This is a genomic window from Pedobacter sp. D749, assembly GCF_019317285.1.
In the GTDB taxonomy this organism is placed as follows: Bacteria; Bacteroidota; Bacteroidia; order Sphingobacteriales; family Sphingobacteriaceae; genus Pedobacter.
The window spans coordinates 1,349,605-1,366,001 of record NZ_CP079218.1 but is presented as its reverse complement, the minus strand read 5'-3'; the positions used below and the strand labels follow the sequence as shown (position 1 = coordinate 1,366,001).

Below are 16,397 nucleotides of genomic sequence, written 5' to 3'. Positions count from 1 at the left end.
TAAAATCAAATTTAATAAAAACCCCACATATGTATATGATCATTGGAATCTATCCTTTTCAAAGTTTGTAATATTCAATAACTTTCTTAGCAAACACATCCATCCTATCCTTTAACCACTGAAACTGTTCATAGGCAGCGTTAATCCCTTCCATAGGGTCTTTAATCTGCAGACGCTCCAACTGCTTAGCTTCGCCACTTGTAATTCTCTTTTCAAGCTCTAAAAATTATCCGGGTGTTTTCAAGCGTTTAATTTCGGGTCGTATATCCAATGCTTGGCAGCTTTTGCTTCCTGATAGATGGTAAGCAAGTTACATGGCTTAGCTTGTTCTTCGTATTTATAGTTTTCCTAGTTCTGTTCTAACTCACTTTTTATTGTAAGTTCTTTAAGCTTCATTTTGCTAGAATAATATAGATTTTTACTTCTTCTTAGGTTTTCTTGGTTTATCAGTAATTTGATTTAAAGTTGCAGCCTCTTTCAACAAATAGCGTTTTATTAGTTCAATTAACTCTTTCATAAATAATTTTAGTTTTGTTATGCAGTATTGAGTCTTTTAGTTTCACAACTCAATTTCACAACAAAATTACTAAAAATATTAGCAAATAAAATTCCATTTACCAACACGCTTTATTTTCCTGTTGTGCTTTATTTTATTGCTTACATTAAGATTTCCGCATACACGGGAATGATGTAAAGGCCATAATAGCTTCCTTTTTATCCAGGAACTGCACTCTGTTCTTAAACCCGGTAGTAATGGAAATCCTTTTTATTGCTTAAGTGCAATCATCCCCTATCTTGCTGCTGGTGGCGTAAAATTTGCAATAAAAAGATTGGAGTGCATAACGGGGCTGCAGGACCCACGGAGGTATGAATGTTCGTTTTCAAATGAAAATGCACAAACTAATTGCCCCAACCCCTCTAAAATTAGGAGGCCTATGTTTCTCTTTACTATTTATAAATTCCCCTGATCAAGCTTGGTAAAGCAATGAGCAATAAAGGCATGGCTACTATAAAACCACCAATAACAGCAATGGCCAATGGTTGATGCAGCTGTGCACCAGCACCGATACCTAAAGCCAAAGGCATTAAGGCGATAATTGCCCCAAGTGCAGTCATTAATTTTGGCCGTAACCGGGTAGAAATGGCAAAGGTTATGGCATCATCAACACTTTGTTTGGCAAGAGATTCTTTAAACTGTAAAAAGGTAAATATAGCATTCTCGCCAATGATGCCCACAATCATAATTAACCCGGTGTAACTTCCTACGTTTAAGGGGGTATGGGTTAAAAACAAGGCTAAATAACTCCCAGAAATGCCCAGCACCGAGATTAATAAAATGAGAAAGGCAATTTTAAAATCTTTAAACAGAAATAAGATTACACTAAACACCAACAAACTCGATGCGATAAGAATGGTGAGCAGTTCGGAGAACGATTGTTGCTGTTCTTTATATGCACCGCCATATTCGATGTGGTAACCCGAAGGCAGGTTTATGTTGGCATTAACGGCTTTCTGAAGATCTTTCATTACACTTCCAAGATCCCGGTTATCGAGCCTTGAGGTAACTACCCCAATGGTTTGCAGGTTTTCTCTTGCTACTTCGGCAATTCCAGCTTTAAGATCAACACTGGCCATTTGCTGAATGGGCACTGCTGTTCCATCTGGTAAGAAAATTTTAAGCTTGTTGATATCTGCCACGCCAAAAGTTCTGCTTCCGGGATAAACCATGCGAATGGGCGAAAGCTGTTGTTTATCGTATAAATTGCCAATTAAGGTTCCCTGCATGGCGGTTTGAAGCTGCGATTGAAAGGACACCGGAGTAACACCATATTGTGCCAGCATAGTAAAATTGGGCTGGATATTTACCGTTGGCCCGGAGAGTACAATACCGTCAAACACATCGGCTGTACCACCTACATGCGAAACCAGATCGGCTACCTTTTTAGATAAACCCTGTAGTTTTTCCTGGTCGTTGCCAAAAATTTTCACCTCGATTGGCTGTGTAGAACTCATTAAATCGCCCAGCATATCGCCAATTACCTGCCCGAAATCGATTACTAAAGCTGGTTGTGTATTTTCGATATGCGCGCGTATCTCCGCGATCACCTGTTCGGTGCTTTTTTTTCTGTTATGTCTCAGTTGGATCAGGTAATCGCCGGTATTTGGCTCGGTAATAAAAAAGCCCATCTGCGTTCCTGTTCTTCGCGAATACGCCTGAACATCTGGAATTTTAACAATTTCCTTTTCTACTTCTTTAAGCATTCTATCGGTTTCTTCGAGCGAAGTACCTGGAGGCGAAGCATAATCCAAGACAATACTCCCTTCGTCCATTTCGGGGAGGAACCCGGTTTCTAAACGTGGGAAAACGAGCACAATCGATACAATCAACCCGAGCATAAACATGATCGAGATATAAGGTCTTTGTATAAAATAGCGCACCCAGTTTTGCGATTTAACCTCATTTACCACTACTTTTTTGCCCGATGATGCGTGGCTACCTCCTTTGCGGGTAAGCAAAAGATAAATCACAGGTAAACCAATCCACGTAACAAAGAACGAGCAAACCAGGGTAATGATCATGGTATTGGTCATCACCTGAAAATAAGAACCTGCAACACCCGTCATCAGTACAAAGGGAACGAATATCACAATGGTACTGATAGAAGAACCCAGCATGGCCGGAAAAAGATAAGTCACCGCCTTGCTCAATAACCTCATGCTAAGCTCTTCGGGGTGTTCTTCTTGTGTGCGGTGGATCTGCTCTACCACCACTATAGCATCATCTATAATTAAACCTAAGGCAGCAGCAATGGCACCAAGGGTCATGATATTGAGCGAATACCCAATAAAATAGAGCACAATTATGGTTAAACAAAGTGTAACCGGGATGGTAATTAAAATGGTAATGCTTGCCTTGAACGATCTTAGAAAAATAATAGCCACCAAAATGGCCAATGCCAAACCAATTAATAAGCTATCGCCTACACTTTTTACCGATTCGTTTACAAAATCGGCCTGTACATAATAAGGTTTAATGCTTACACCAGCTGGTAGAATGCGTTTCAATTGTTCTACTTTGGTAAACATTTCGTTAGAAAGATCGACCAGGTTGGCATTAGGTTGTTTGATTACTGCAATCAGGATTCCATCTTTTCCGTTAGCATTGATGCGGGTATATTCTACACTTTGCTGAATATTTACCTTGGCAACATCTATTACCTTAATATTCCGGTTGCCCTTTCTGCTCAATACCAGATTTTCCAGATCGCTTTTGTTTTTTACAGTAGCATCGGTTACAGATAGGTAGAGATAATTGTGATCGGTGAGGTAGCCGTTAGATTTTATAAAATTGGTTTGGCTGAGTGCATTGCTGATCTGATCTGGGGCGATACCTAGTGTCTGCATTTTCTGTACATCAAGCTCCAGCCAGTATTCTTTGCTTTTGCCGCCAATTACCCGGATCTCAGAAACGCCATCAACTTGCGAAAGAAAGGGTTTTACGGTATAGGTGGCAATTTTTTTCAGTTCAACAGACGAATAATTGTGACTTTCTAAGCTGTAGCCACTTACCGGAAGGATAGACGGATTCATCTTCTCTACCGAAATATTAACCCCAGCTGGCAATGAAGCGCTAATTTTGGCAATCTGCGATTCTATCCGCTGCTGACTTAGATCGATATCGGCACCGGGGTTCATAAATGCAGAAAGTTCGCAACTGCCCCTACTGGTGGTACTCCTAACCAACTGAAGATCGGGCACTTGTTTTACCGCATTTTCTAAAGGCCGTGTTACGGTAACCACCATCTTATCAACCGGCTGTAATTCTGCATCGGCAATAATCTTGATCTTTGGAAAGGTAATTTCTGGAAAAAGCCCTGTTTTTAGCTCGCTGAAAGCATATACTCCGCCAACCAGTATAATGAGTAATACTGCCAGGATTGGGTTTTTATGGGAAATGAAAAACTTGTTCATGGGCTATTTCTGGATTTTAACTTTGGCGGTATCAGCTATTCCATAGTTTCCAGCTGTAATGATCCGGTCTGTTTTCGAAAATTTAGGATCGAGCACTTCTATTGTATTTTGGTTTTCGATGCCTTTTTTCACGTTTATCCTTATCGCTGTTGAATCGTTGATGAGTTTCATTACCCAAAACTCATCTTCTGTTTCGTTGGCCAATACCGCCGATTTTGGCAATACCTGGGCCTGTGCATGTTTTACCTTCGTTAACCTCACTTTCGCAATCAAACCTTCGGGAATATCTTTACCTCCCCCCACTTTAAGGATATAACGTTGGGTCTGTGCCGATGAATCGACAGCAGGCATTGTTCCTGAAACAGTTCCGGTTATTTTGGTTCCGTCCGGTAAGAGGATATCTAAGCTTCTATTCTGAGTGATCAGCTGATGATATTCGTAAGGCAGATCGAGCAGAAAAACCAGGCTATTACGGTTGCTGATGGTAGCCAAAGCTTCTCCATCCTGTACATAATCGCCCTTTTGATGATTTACCTGGATAATTGTTCCGGCTTGATCGGCCCTGATATTGGAAATACCAGAAAATTTAAAACCGGCATCGAGTTTATTTACGCTATTGCCAATAGATTTTGCTTCTTTGGTGATTAAACTAAACAACAATTGATGGCTGCCCACCTGCTTGCCCAATACAACCTGGGTATTTTCTACATAACCATTGATGTTTGCTTTCACAAAACTTTTCTCCAGATAGGCCGAAACCGCCGAAAGCGCTACATATTCAGAAAGAGAACTATCTCGAACAGTTGTCACCTGAACCGGTGTAATTGGCGAGGGCTCATCTACTGCTTCTGCCGGGGCAGAATGATTACATCCCGAAAAAACAAGCAGAGTGGCAATACCACTATACATTAATTTTAGATAGCTATTCATGGTTATCGGTTCCAGTAATTAAATTGATTGATCAGTTTTAAACGGTTAATATTCGTTTGGCGCAATAAATTTTGAGCGGCCATATAGTTGTTGATCGCAATAACAAAATCGGCCACTTTTAAATCGCCAGTATGCATCAATTTGCTATCTACCTCGATCAAACCCTTGCTAAAACGGATCTGCTCGTTAATTTTTGGAAAAAGCGCATCAGTCTGGTTAATCTGTTGACGGATCAGATTTAGCTGCTGTTGCTGTTGTCGAACAAAAAAATCGCGGTAACCAGATATGGTTTTAGAAGAAAGACTGAGCTTATTGTACTGCATTTTTTTCTGATGACCATCGTAAATGGGAACTGAAAAAGTAAAGCCAATACTTGAACCAAAATTTTTATAGGGTTGCAAAACAAATGAAGAATTATACCCACCATTTGCATACACTCCAAGTTTGGGTTTATAGTTAAAGTTGATCGCGTTTTTTTGATTGATGTTTTTTAAACTGTCTATATCAAAACGTTTATTAAAAAAGCTATGATCAATTGAGGTGCTGGCGACCTGCAATTGGGGATCAGCTAACTTAACTTGTGTGGTATCAGCAATGCCCGCCAGATAGTTTAAAGTGGCATAATCATTTTTAAACTGTAGTTCGGCCTGTTTTACTACCAACTGTTGTTGTTGTAGCGTAACCAGAAAAGTTAAATATTCTGATTGTTTATAAATATTGCTTCTTGTTAATTTTTTAAACAGTGCTTCTTCTTGTTCGAGCAGCGTAACCACTTCCCTATTAAAACCTACCTGCTCTTGGCTGGCATAGGCCAAAATATACTGATCGGCAATAGATCTTTGCAAATCATACAGTGACAGTTGTCCGGCATATTTAATGGAATCGTTTTGGATTTTAATGGCCTCAAGCTGGTTATTGATACGTTTCTTGTTCAGCAGATCATAATTCACATTAAGTAGTGCTTCTAACGCCTGTCCATTGGTAAGCACTTCATCATAACCATAACTACGAACAATTGGCGCATACATTCCTGCAGAACTGGCCGTAACCTGTGGACCTCCGGTAGCCCGAACAATTAAACTATCTATCCCAGCCGAACGTTGTTGGTTCTGCAAATCCTTAAGTACCGGACTTGTAAATTCAGCTTGTTTTAAATAATAATCGAGATTTTTTGAGACCGTTTGCGCCACAGCACCAGTCACCCAAAAAGTAATCAAGCATAGAATCAGGCATTTCAACTTTATATTCATTTTTGGATGATTTCAATTCAAAAAAATATTGAACAATATTAAAATCTGCCCGAAAGCATTAAACCCGTGCTACCTTGTTGGTGGAAGGGCATAAATGTAAAATTCCCATCTTTTTTTGTGGTAAAAAGGCTTTTGATATATGGATATACAAGATAAGATATCTTTGTGGAAGCAATCCCGAATCCGGCACCGGCCACAACATCACTAAACCAGTGTTTATTATTATACATCCGCAATGTTCCGGTTGCCGTTGCAACAAAATAACCAGCATAACCTATCCATGGGTTAACATCTTTATACTCCTGGTGCAGAAATTCAGCAGCCATAAATGCAGAAGCGGTATGCCCTGAAGGAAAAGAATTTGTCCCCGATCCATCAGGCCGTTCTCTACCAACGCCCTGTTTCACAAAATGGGTAGAAACACCCATAATTGCAGCTGATGTAGCATATAACATCGAAGCATCAAACAAATTGTGTTTACCTTTTATACCTGATAAATTTAGTGCATATACGGCAGCAGCAGGTGCAAATTGAAGATAATCATCAACATGGGCCGCAAATAAAGGATGATCTTCCTGTAATTCTGCCCTGGTACTTATATCCAGTTGTTTTAACGCACCATGATCATAAACAGCTGCAAAACCGTAGCCGGCAAGTAAAACCGGTGCAATAAATGCTGTTGCCTGAAACCTTCTTTTCTGGATCGGATTACCAGCATACCATCGTCCTAACGAATCTGCAGGAACATTTTTAACAGAATCTATAATTTGGATCGAATGAATAACGGCAGTGGCATAAGTTTGACTGGTATAAATTACCATAATCAACAGCATTCCTAAAAACCTTTTCATAGTTTAACTTTTAATCAAAAATATGATTGAATTATGGAGAAATTCTGAAGATATGGGTGAACGAAACTATTTTTTAAATCAGATTCGTAATGAGTAATTCGATAATGACAGGTGGTAACACCCATCACCACATCAAATTTTTATCAGACAACAGTGAAACAGGTTCAGCATGACGATGTGTAAAAAACGAACACATTAACCACCAAAATAGACTGTAAAAACATGTTCACCACTTTCTTCGTGATAACCGATGCGAAAGCCATAAAGGTTACAGATCTGTTTGGTTATGGCTAACCCCAGCCCCATGCCTTCAGAATCTATAGCTTTTGAAAAGCGATCGAAGATTTTGGTTTGCAGATGACCTGGGTTTCCAGAATTGGAAATGATTAAGCCCTGCTGATCAAGTTTAACATGAATGTACCCACCACTTACATTATGCCGTACCGCATTACTAAAAAGATTGTTCAACAGAATATCTGCCAGGTAACGGCTCATTTTAACCTCAACCGGGGCAAGATCTTCTGTCAGGATCAGTCCGTCTTTTTCCAATAACTCTTGAAACTGGCGAGTCTTCGCCTCTACTATTTCTTTAAGTTCGATATGCTGAAAATCGGGAATCAGGTTATTTTCAATTTTGGCCAACAATAATAGCGATTGATGCAATCTTGATAATTTGCCCGTGGCATGATAAATATCTTCCAATAATGCGCCCTGCTGCTCGGTAAACGACTCTGTTTGCAGCAAAGAATCTAATTTAGAATTAATTACGGCTAATGGAGTCATCATTTCGTGCGAGGCATTATCAGTAAAACTTTTTAGTTCCTTATAGTCTTGCCTTACCCTTTCGGCCATGGCATTTACAGACTTATTAAGCTCGTTAAACTCATCAATTTTAGTTGGCTCTTGTTCAATAGTATCCATTCGGGTTACTTCGAAAGCTTTCATCCGGCTCAAAATAGAATAAAAGGGACGCCAAAGCCTGTTCAGTACAAACCTGTTGATCAGCAATAAGGATAAAAGCAAAACAACCGTAATTCCGAGCGTTATTAAAAGAATGATCCTAATCAGGTTTTCTGATTCTACCCTCGATTTGGTTATGGTTACCGCTATGGTTTTACCATCTAAATGTACAACGGTGACGAGACTCCGCCCAGGTTCGTTTTCACGTTCTTTCGGGTTAAAATAAATGGTATTTAGAAATTCTCTTTCTGAATTAATTCCGTTTAGGGTTTTATATGATATCTGTTGATCGAGATAGCTTGCAGGTAAAGGGAGTTTATGGAAAGTGTTTACATACTGGTTAATTTCATTTTCTTCAACAGCTAAATCGCGATCTAATTTTTCGGTTAAAATAAAATGGATTACAACGTAGTAAATAATGCCCGTAATGATTAATACAAAGATAGAGGTTAAAATATTTGCCTTATTGTAACGGTTGGAGAGTTTCATATATCGCCAAATTTATAGCCTATCCCATAAACAGAACGAAGATAATCTGCTGCTCCGGCTTCGAGCAGTTTTTTACGGAGATTTTTAACGTGAGTATAAATAAAGTCGAAATCATCCGACAGGTCCATTTCATCGCCCCAAAGATGCTCGGCCATTGCATTTTTAGTGACCACTTTATTACGGTTAGAAAGAAAATACACCAACAGGTCGAACTCTTTTTTGGTGAGGAATGCCTGATTGCCTTTAACGGTAATTTTCATTGCTGAAACATCAATGGTTATCTCGTTGAAAAGAATAACATTGTTGCCGTCAAAATTTTTTCTGCGGATAATAGCACTTACACGCGCTTTAAGCTCTGACAAATGAAAAGGCTTAACCAAGTAATCATCTGCACCAAGATCCAGCCCCATCAATTTATCATCTAAAGAGTGGCGTGCAGAAATAATTAATACTCCATCTCTTTTTTTTAGTTGTTTAAGCTTGGTTAACAGTTCCAGTCCTTCCCCACCGGGCAAACCTAGATCCAAAAGAATACAATCATAGCTATAAAGTGATATTTTTTCATTGGCAGCGGCAAAATCTGAAGCATGCTCGCAAATGTTGCCCTCGCCTGTAAAATAAGCAAGGATACTTTCTAATAAAGCCTGTTCATCCTCAATGACTAAAATTTTCATTGGTTAATTATTTCGTTAAACATAAAGTAATCATTAAAACCTGAAAATTAAAAATACGATTACCATTCCAGTAAATTAAACGATATCGGAGCAAAGTTTTGAAAAAATAAAAGGAACAAAGATATTGGTATTAAATGCTTTGCAAAAAGAGCCGCACATCTCTCATTTCACCTTAAATGAGGCAATTGAATTTGCACAAAGGGTTGGCGCACAAATGACTTACCACCGAACATCAGGCTGGCTTATGACGGGCTTAGTTTTGAGTGTTAATTTGACAGATAAATTAAATTATTAACCTCAGTTCGATTAATAATGCTCATTTATTGTTCTGTATAAACATTTTGCATAAACGGGTCGTCACCCTGATCCGATAGGTATCGGATTCATTTCAGGGCCTTTCCTGCAAATAAGATGCTGACCACGAAGTTGCTAAAAGGCAATTGAAAACATCATCTCTACTTGTAAAATAAATTCAGCATGACGTGACGCCTAGCCTAGAACGATAAAAAGCAGATAATTGCTGTAAATATTAATCGAACTCAGGTTATTACCACTATTAAAAAACGAAACTGCCACAATAGCTGCTCATCGATATTTCCATTCTATCGTCTGCAATGAAAGCAATCCAGGTATGGAAGGTCCTGCCCTTATAAAAGGAGGGTAGCGCCAGGGTATCCCTTTCTTTAAATCGCCTGGCACCGCCTGTTTCGAATACAGCCGTTTTATTGTCCACATCATACGCCATCAGCATTACCTGATCATATTTCCTTGTATTATTGCCATTTGAATTATCAATCCAGCTGAAATATACGCCTGCATCATCCTTCTCCAGTTGAACACCTTCGGCTCCGCTGGCATTTCCAAAGCTTAAACGTATCGAGGCATAGTCGATTTCGCCGGCAATATTTTGTGCATTTAGCATATTATACGATTTTGCAACATTATGGGCGGTCATCATGCGTTTTTTCGATTCCAGGTTAAAACCAATCCTGATAAAAGCAACCATAGGGCTTAAGAAGGTCTGCATCATGGTAAAACGGGATCTGCTGGCCTTTTGATCAGCACTACCGGTTTTGTTTGTGATGGATTTTTTGCGTTTGCTCCTGATGACCCATTTCCCGTTCAGGTAATAACCGGTCACGGCACCTACTGTCCCGGTGAAGCCGCCATTAATTCCGTTTTCTATTTTTCCCATGATTGCATTAGCTTAGGCTATACAACATAGTAAATTACTGATTAATAAACAAATAAGCTGTATTTATTTCTGACTTAAGCCGGCTTTTATTCGGATACAATTGTCATAAGTCCGACGAAACCCCGGCTTAAGTGCATCGAAAGTCCATCGTAACGGTTACGCTTTTATACCTGTATTATAGGAATAAGTTTAACAATAGAAAGTAGCGTGGTAATTGAGCATACCAAAGGGAAATTGCTTTTAAAACATGTGCAGAAATTAATTAGCCACGGAAACACAGAAATCACGGAGGAAATTAAAGTCTTTCCGTATTTTTCGTGCTTCCGTGCCAAACATAACGCTTAGGCATGCGCAGAAAGAAGAAGAATTATCAGAGAAATGTTAAAAGCGATTTCCCTGGATCACACCCCAGATTAAAATAAGATTAATAAATTATTAAGTATAATACTTTAATAATACCTTTAAGCCTAACCAAACCTTCAGGATTTCTTCAGAATTGAAAACTACCTTCGCCAAATTACTTAATACCTGGCAAGTAAAATTTAAGCTTTGGATCCATCATTAATTATGAGCATTAAAGAAAAAACAAATAGGGTACTAAACCACAGGTTTGGACCAGTCTTTTTAGTTGTCGCACTATTGTGCAGCATTTCATTGATTACTAGAGTGGCCCTATTAATTTATAGTGCATCTGCTGTTGATTGGTCGATCTTGAATCTCCTTAAAATTCTGGTTGTTGGTCTATTTTACGACCTTGCGGCTGCGTCTTTTGCGGTAATTCCAATTGTAATTTACTTATGGATATTCCCTTCCAAATGGTACACCAGCAAATTCAACAGGATATTGTTGTTCATCTACTTTTTCTTTGTTGTTTTTACCCTTATTTTCAATGCCATCTCAGAATGGTTTTTCTGGGAAGAATTTTCGGTTCGTTATAATTTCATAGCGGTCGATTACCTGGTGTATACCACAGAAGTTATTGGAAATATCCGCCAATCTTACCCCATTAACAGTATTATGGTAGGCCTGGTTATTGCCACATTGCTAATTGTTTATTGCTTAAGAAATTTCATTACCTCCTCTACAACCCATAAAACCAGTTTCGGCAAACGCAGTATAATTGCCCTGATTCTTTTGTGCCTTCCTGTGCTTACTTATTTTGGGGTAAGCCATAAATGGAAGTATTACAGCAAAAATCAATATGTAAATGAGCTTTCGGGTAATGGTATGTACGATTTTGGATTTGCCTTCTGGAACAATCAATTGGATTATAATACTTTTTATAAAACGCTACCGATTAACAATGCAGCAGCTATTCTGAGTCATTTACTGCAACAAGATTCAACTTCCAAAAACGGAGCATTTAAAAATACATCCAGAACCATCAGTAACACAGGTACTGAAAACAAAATGAATGTGGTACTGATCAGTGTAGAAAGTTTAAGTGCTGAGTTTTTGAGTGCATTTGGCAATACGCAACACATTACGCCACAGCTGGATTCGTTAGCAAAAGAAGGTTTGTTATTCAACAATTTATATGCTTCGGGAACGCGTACCGTGCGTGGTCTGGAAGCACTTTCACTTTGCATCCCACCTACTCCCGGGCAATCGATTGTTAAACGTCCGGATAATAAAAACCTGTTCACCTTAGGCAGCATATTTCGTTCTAAAGGCTACAACAGCAGGTTTATTTATGGTGGTTATGGGTATTTCGATAATATGAACGAGTTTTTTTCTAATAATGGTTATCAGGTAACGGACAGAAGTTCACTTCAGGATTCAGAAATCCATTATTCGAATATTTGGGGGGTTGCTGATGAAGATTTATTTACACTATCGTTACGGGAGCTGGATAAGGATTATAAAAACAAGAAACCTTTCTTCGCACAGATTATGACGGTTTCTAACCACCGCCCTTATACCTATCCTGAAGGAAGGATTGATATTCCATCGCACACCGGCAGAGAGGGAGCAGTTAAATATACTGATTACGCTATCGGCAAGTTTATTCGCGAAGCAAAACAAAAACCCTGGTTTGCGAACACCTTGTTTGTTATTGTAGCTGATCACTGTGCTTCTAGTGCTGGTAAAGTACAGCTACCGGTAGATAAATATCATATTCCCATGATTTTTTACAGCCCAGGACACATTGCACCAGGCAAATTCGGAAAACTTACCGCACAGATTGATATCGGCCCAACCATTTTGGGCTACCTGAATTTCAGCTACGACAGTAAGTTTTTTGGCCAGGATGTATTTAGAATGAAAGATAGCGAAGAAAGGGCATTTATAAGCACTTACCAGAGTTTAGGTTACATTAAAAATAATAAACTGGTTATTCTCGATCCGAATAAAAAAGCGGCTACTTACAAACCCGATTTTATTAATGGAAATGCTGTAGCCATACCAGCAGATCAGAAATTGATTAATGAGGCTATATCCAATTACCAGATGGCATCATACCTCTACCAAAATGGTTTGTATGGTTTTGAGTCTAAAAAGTAACCCCGATAAATTTAACCACCAGCATAATATTAGCTGCAGCATGTTTATAAAACCCAACTGACTGCAGCTTTTATCAGACTTCTGATCTTTATAATTGCCAGGATAGTTTTGTACGCTAAGCCTTTTTTGAGCGGCTGCAGGATTAAAACTAATCATAATATAAAACCTGTTATAGTTGTTTTCAACATCTCTTCCTTAAAAAAAACTATTTGACGCATTTAAAAATCGTCAGGTTGGTTAAAATTGACAATTAAACATCTAACCGAATTTAATTATGAAAAAAACACTATTATGCGCGCTCGCATCAGCGCTATTGTTTGCGGGCTGTTCTAAAAACGAGATCAACACTTCAGATCCAAAATTAACTCAGCAAACATTAGCCGCTATGAAACCTGACTCCCTGGGTGGAGCCACAGCTGCTTTGGCCGTTCAGGGCATAGCACAAATTGATGCTTCAACTGTTCAACAAACCATCAAGGGTTTTGGCGGAGCAAATATCGTTGCCTGGACCGGCGACCTGACAAGCACCCAAAGAAATACCGCGTTCTCACCTACAAGTGGCATCGGACTTAGCATCGTTCGGGTTCGGGTTCCCAATTCCAGTTCAGAATTTGCCGCTGAAAAAGCGACCATAGATGCCTGCAAGTCGTTCGGCGGCTCAGCGATTGCCTCCGCCTGGTCAGCACCTGCATCAATGAAGACCAACGGAAGTATTGTAGGCGGCAAAATAAAAACAGCATCTTACGCAAGTTATGCTGCACATTTAAGTGCATTTAACACCGCAGTTGGCGGGCTTGCTGCGATTAGTCCTACAAATGAACCAGATTATAAGGTTAATTACGAATCTATGGAACTCACCGCTCCTGAAGTAGCAGACTTTGTTGCTGCCCAGGGCAGCAATTGTGGTGCCCCGATTATGGCACCAGAACCCTTCCAGATGAATCAAACCTACATTAACACTTACCTAAGCAATGCCACAGCAAAATCTAAAACCAGCTTCGTTTGCGGACATATATATGGTAAGACCCCTTACAACCTGGGCAACGTTGGTAAACCCGTATGGATGACAGAACATTATACAAATTCAAATATCAGTGGAGACGACTGGTCAAATGCCATGACTGCTGCCAAAGAAATACACGACTGTATGAATTCCGGATGGAGTGCCTATGTATGGTGGTACATCAGAAGAAGTTACGGCCCAATCAGTGAAAGCGGCAATATTCAAAAAGTTGGCTATATCATGGCACATTACGCGAGGTATGTCCGTCCCGGATATACCAAAATCAGCTGTACATCAAACCCCAGTACAGGTGTTTATGTTACTGCTTATAAAAGTGGCACAAAACTAGTATTGGTTATTGTAAACCAAAATCCATCAGTCACCAATCAAACTTTCAGTTATTCAGGAATAACAGTGGGCGGATTTAACCGCTATTTCACAACCAGCTCGGCCAATCTTAGCTCAAACAACTTCGCTGTATCAGGCGGTAGTTTTGGCATAAACCTGGCGGCATCCAGCGTTACTACGCTCGTTTCTTATTAAAGTTTATTACCGGTTACAGCATGATAGTCATGATGGATTCAGACAGCAGGATTTCATTCCCAACCAGGTGAATAAAAAATGACCTGTTCGATTTTTCGGACAGGCTTCTTTCTGGTTACATCGCTAACTGTTCAAAATAACAGCAGAATCGCATTTATAAATACTTGTATTTTTTGAGACAAAAGCTGATAAGCCCAGCCGTTTAGCAAAAGCCATTAACCTGCGATCTCATCGATAAACGGATCCGGATTTCCCTGCATCAGTTTGGTGAAATCTCTTTACTAAACTTAACTAATGCAACGATTTGGGATTCACACTTAGAAAGATCTACATCAATAAAGAATAGAAAGGGTAGGCAATTATGTACATAAGTAACAACCTGTTTCTTATCACATAGATAAATTAATGCGGCAACCTGTCTCTGAGTAGTCCATACACCCAGGTACCTGCAATAGCACTTAAAAGCGTAACAAAAATAACCGTTGCACCCGTGCCAATTTGTGCAAAAAGTGGCCCCGGACATGCTCCTGTAGTTGCCCAACCTAAGCCGAATAGCAAGCCGCCATATATCTGGCCTTTATTGAAAGTCTTCGGATGAAATTCGATCCTTTCGCCATGAATGGTTTTAATATTGAACTTTTTGATCAACCAAACAGAGATCATCCCTACCACTATGGCACTCCCAATAATGCCATACATGTGAAACGATTGAAAGCGAAACATCTCCTGGATCCGAAACCAGCTTACCACTTCTGATTTAACGAAGACAATACCAAACAATACCCCCACAATCAGGTATTTGATGTTGTGATACCATTTGGGTGTTAATTGACCTTCGTTTACGCACACCGCATCTAAAGTCTGGGTTTCAAAATCTGTGTTTTTATGTTGTACCATGATGATTTTTAGAGGGCTAAAATGTGAGGTAAAATTAAATTGGCCATAATGAAACCGCCAACCATAAAACAAATGGTGGCTATTAATGATGGCCATTGCAAATTAGACAAGCCCATAATGGCGTGTCCGCTGGTACAGCCACCAGCATACCGTGTACCAAAACCCACTAAAAACCCACCAGCTACCATAAGCAGAAAACCTTTCAACGTAAGTAACGCCGGCCAATTCATAATGTCTAGTGGGATTAAGTTATCGTAATTGGTAATGCCGTAACCTGCTAACTCCGTGGCCAGTTTTGGATTAACAACAACAGGGTTTGGGTTAGAAAGAATGCCCATCGCAATGCCACCACCTATCAAAATTCCAAAAACAAAAAACAAATTCCATGCTTCTTTTTTCCAATCGTACTTAAAAAAAGAGATGTTTGCAGGCAGGCAGGCCGCACAGATATGTCTCAAAGAAGAGCTGATGCCAAACGACTTGTTGCCGAGTATCAACAGTGCGGGCACCGTTAATCCAATTAGCGGACCGGCGATGTACCAGGGCCAGGGTTGCTTTAAATACTCTAATATATTCATGTAATCTATTTAATTGCTTCAGTCAATTTTACGTTATCTATTGTCTCAAACAACGATAAAAAATTCCATAAATGTATTAAATCATCATCTGATATTAATCACGAAATAGTTAGTTTAATGGATTTTCTCCAGAATAGCTTACATTTTATTGTGATGCTTATTTTGATGCAAAAGAATAATAATCGGAAAGAGCTACTTGCTTCGTTTCAGACGGCATAGCTGAAAGGTAGTGAAGGCGTATAAAACTACCAGGCATATACTTGATAAGGCTCTTCAAACAGTTAGATAGTTAAGTTAATCTTCGTATTTATTTTTTAGAAGACTCAACCAAAAAATTGGTAAGCCGGCAATTAGAATTTGTAGAAATTGAGTTAGGATTTTCCTTTAAGACAACCTGTATAACAGCCAAAAAAATATTATTTTAAACTTTTTTGCTACCTGTTGGTCTATTTTATATGATAGAAACACAAGATACATTCAATTTCACCACAATACCGCTGGTTAGCGGCATCTTACTGCTAGTTTTTGGCACCTTCATTTTCCTCTTTGC

At 39.3% G+C, this 16,397-nt stretch carries 11 protein-coding genes and 1 pseudogene; 3 read left to right on the top strand and 9 right to left on the bottom strand.

The genetic code is table 11. The features are described 5' to 3' along the window. Positions 1-948 precede the first annotated feature (948 nt). From KYH19_RS05615 to KYH19_RS05590, 6 genes are all read right to left on the bottom strand, one after another. Positions 949-3,972, bottom strand: coding sequence for an efflux RND transporter permease subunit (locus tag KYH19_RS05615; protein ID WP_219077910.1), 3,024 nt, complete (start codon positions 3,970-3,972; stop codon positions 949-951). 3 nt (positions 3,973-3,975) lie between these two features. After that, positions 3,976-4,902: an efflux RND transporter periplasmic adaptor subunit gene (locus KYH19_RS05610; protein WP_219077909.1), complete on the bottom strand. Its 927-nt coding sequence runs from the start codon at positions 4,900-4,902 to the stop codon at positions 3,976-3,978. Between the two features lie 2 nt (positions 4,903-4,904). Beyond that, complete coding sequence (locus KYH19_RS05605) at positions 4,905-6,152, bottom strand: hypothetical protein (protein WP_219077908.1); 1,248 nt, start codon at positions 6,150-6,152, stop codon at positions 4,905-4,907. 38 nt (positions 6,153-6,190) lie between these two features. Continuing rightward, positions 6,191-7,003, bottom strand: coding sequence for a phosphatase PAP2 family protein (locus KYH19_RS05600; protein ID WP_255562564.1), 813 nt, complete (start codon positions 7,001-7,003; stop codon positions 6,191-6,193). Positions 7,004-7,198: 195 nt separating this feature from the next. After that, on the bottom strand, positions 7,199-8,452 hold the full coding sequence (locus tag KYH19_RS05595) for a HAMP domain-containing sensor histidine kinase (RefSeq protein WP_219077907.1): 1,254 nt from the start codon (positions 8,450-8,452) through the stop codon (positions 7,199-7,201). Beyond that, the gene (locus KYH19_RS05590) at positions 8,449-9,126 is read right to left on the bottom strand and encodes a response regulator transcription factor (RefSeq protein WP_219077906.1); all 678 of its coding nucleotides are present in this window, start codon (positions 9,124-9,126) and stop codon (positions 8,449-8,451) included. The genes KYH19_RS05595 and KYH19_RS05590 overlap by 4 nt, the downstream gene beginning before the upstream one ends. Before the next feature lie 79 nt (positions 9,127-9,205). Here KYH19_RS05590 and KYH19_RS24150 point away from each other — a divergent pair. Next, a pseudogene (locus KYH19_RS24150) lies at positions 9,206-9,349 on the top strand (MBL fold metallo-hydrolase); the annotation flags it as partial. 333 nt (positions 9,350-9,682) lie between these two features. Here the strand turns inward: KYH19_RS24150 and KYH19_RS05585 are convergent. Beyond that, complete coding sequence (locus tag KYH19_RS05585; protein WP_219077905.1) at positions 9,683-10,321, bottom strand: DUF6266 family protein; 639 nt, start codon at positions 10,319-10,321, stop codon at positions 9,683-9,685. A 567-nt stretch (positions 10,322-10,888) separates the two neighbouring features. Between KYH19_RS05585 and KYH19_RS05580 the strand changes: the two genes are divergently transcribed. Next, the gene (locus tag KYH19_RS05580; protein ID WP_219077904.1) at positions 10,889-12,826 is read left to right on the top strand and encodes an LTA synthase family protein; all 1,938 of its coding nucleotides are present in this window, start codon (positions 10,889-10,891) and stop codon (positions 12,824-12,826) included. 274 nt (positions 12,827-13,100) lie between these two features. Further along, the gene (locus KYH19_RS05575; RefSeq protein WP_219077903.1) at positions 13,101-14,372 is read left to right on the top strand and encodes a hypothetical protein; all 1,272 of its coding nucleotides are present in this window, start codon (positions 13,101-13,103) and stop codon (positions 14,370-14,372) included. A 402-nt stretch (positions 14,373-14,774) separates the two neighbouring features. On the opposite strand, the gene KYH19_RS05570 is transcribed toward KYH19_RS05575, so the two are convergent. Both KYH19_RS05570 and KYH19_RS05565 read right to left on the bottom strand, forming a co-directional pair. After that, positions 14,775-15,269 carry a DUF6691 family protein gene (locus KYH19_RS05570; protein WP_219077902.1) on the bottom strand — a complete coding sequence of 165 codons (495 nt, stop codon included), beginning with the start codon at positions 15,267-15,269 and terminating at the stop codon, positions 14,775-14,777. 8 nt (positions 15,270-15,277) lie between these two features. Then, complete coding sequence (locus KYH19_RS05565; protein WP_255562563.1) at positions 15,278-15,847, bottom strand: YeeE/YedE family protein; 570 nt, start codon at positions 15,845-15,847, stop codon at positions 15,278-15,280. Positions 15,848-16,397 lie beyond the last annotated feature (550 nt).

Excerpts from the sequence above, each read along its gene's own strand:
- KYH19_RS05615 (WP_219077910.1), bottom strand. The coding sequence starts at position 3,972 with ATGAACAAGTTTTTCATTTCCCATAAAAACCCAATCCTGGCAGTATTA.
- KYH19_RS05610 (WP_219077909.1), bottom strand. The coding sequence starts at position 4,902 with ATGAATAGCTATCTAAAATTAATGTATAGTGGTATTGCCACTCTGCTT.
- KYH19_RS05605 (WP_219077908.1), bottom strand. The coding sequence starts at position 6,152 with ATGAATATAAAGTTGAAATGCCTGATTCTATGCTTGATTACTTTTTGG.
- KYH19_RS05600 (WP_255562564.1), bottom strand. The coding sequence starts at position 7,003 with ATGAAAAGGTTTTTAGGAATGCTGTTGATTATGGTAATTTATACCAGT.
- KYH19_RS05595 (WP_219077907.1), bottom strand. The coding sequence starts at position 8,452 with ATGAAACTCTCCAACCGTTACAATAAGGCAAATATTTTAACCTCTATC.
- KYH19_RS05590 (WP_219077906.1), bottom strand. The coding sequence starts at position 9,126 with ATGAAAATTTTAGTCATTGAGGATGAACAGGCTTTATTAGAAAGTATC.
- KYH19_RS05585 (WP_219077905.1), bottom strand. The coding sequence starts at position 10,321 with ATGGGAAAAATAGAAAACGGAATTAATGGCGGCTTCACCGGGACAGTA.
- KYH19_RS05580 (WP_219077904.1), top strand. The coding sequence starts at position 10,889 with ATGAGCATTAAAGAAAAAACAAATAGGGTACTAAACCACAGGTTTGGA.
- KYH19_RS05575 (WP_219077903.1), top strand. The coding sequence starts at position 13,101 with ATGAAAAAAACACTATTATGCGCGCTCGCATCAGCGCTATTGTTTGCG.
- KYH19_RS05570 (WP_219077902.1), bottom strand. The coding sequence starts at position 15,269 with ATGGTACAACATAAAAACACAGATTTTGAAACCCAGACTTTAGATGCG.
- KYH19_RS05565 (WP_255562563.1), bottom strand. The coding sequence starts at position 15,847 with ATGAATATATTAGAGTATTTAAAGCAACCCTGGCCCTGGTACATCGCC.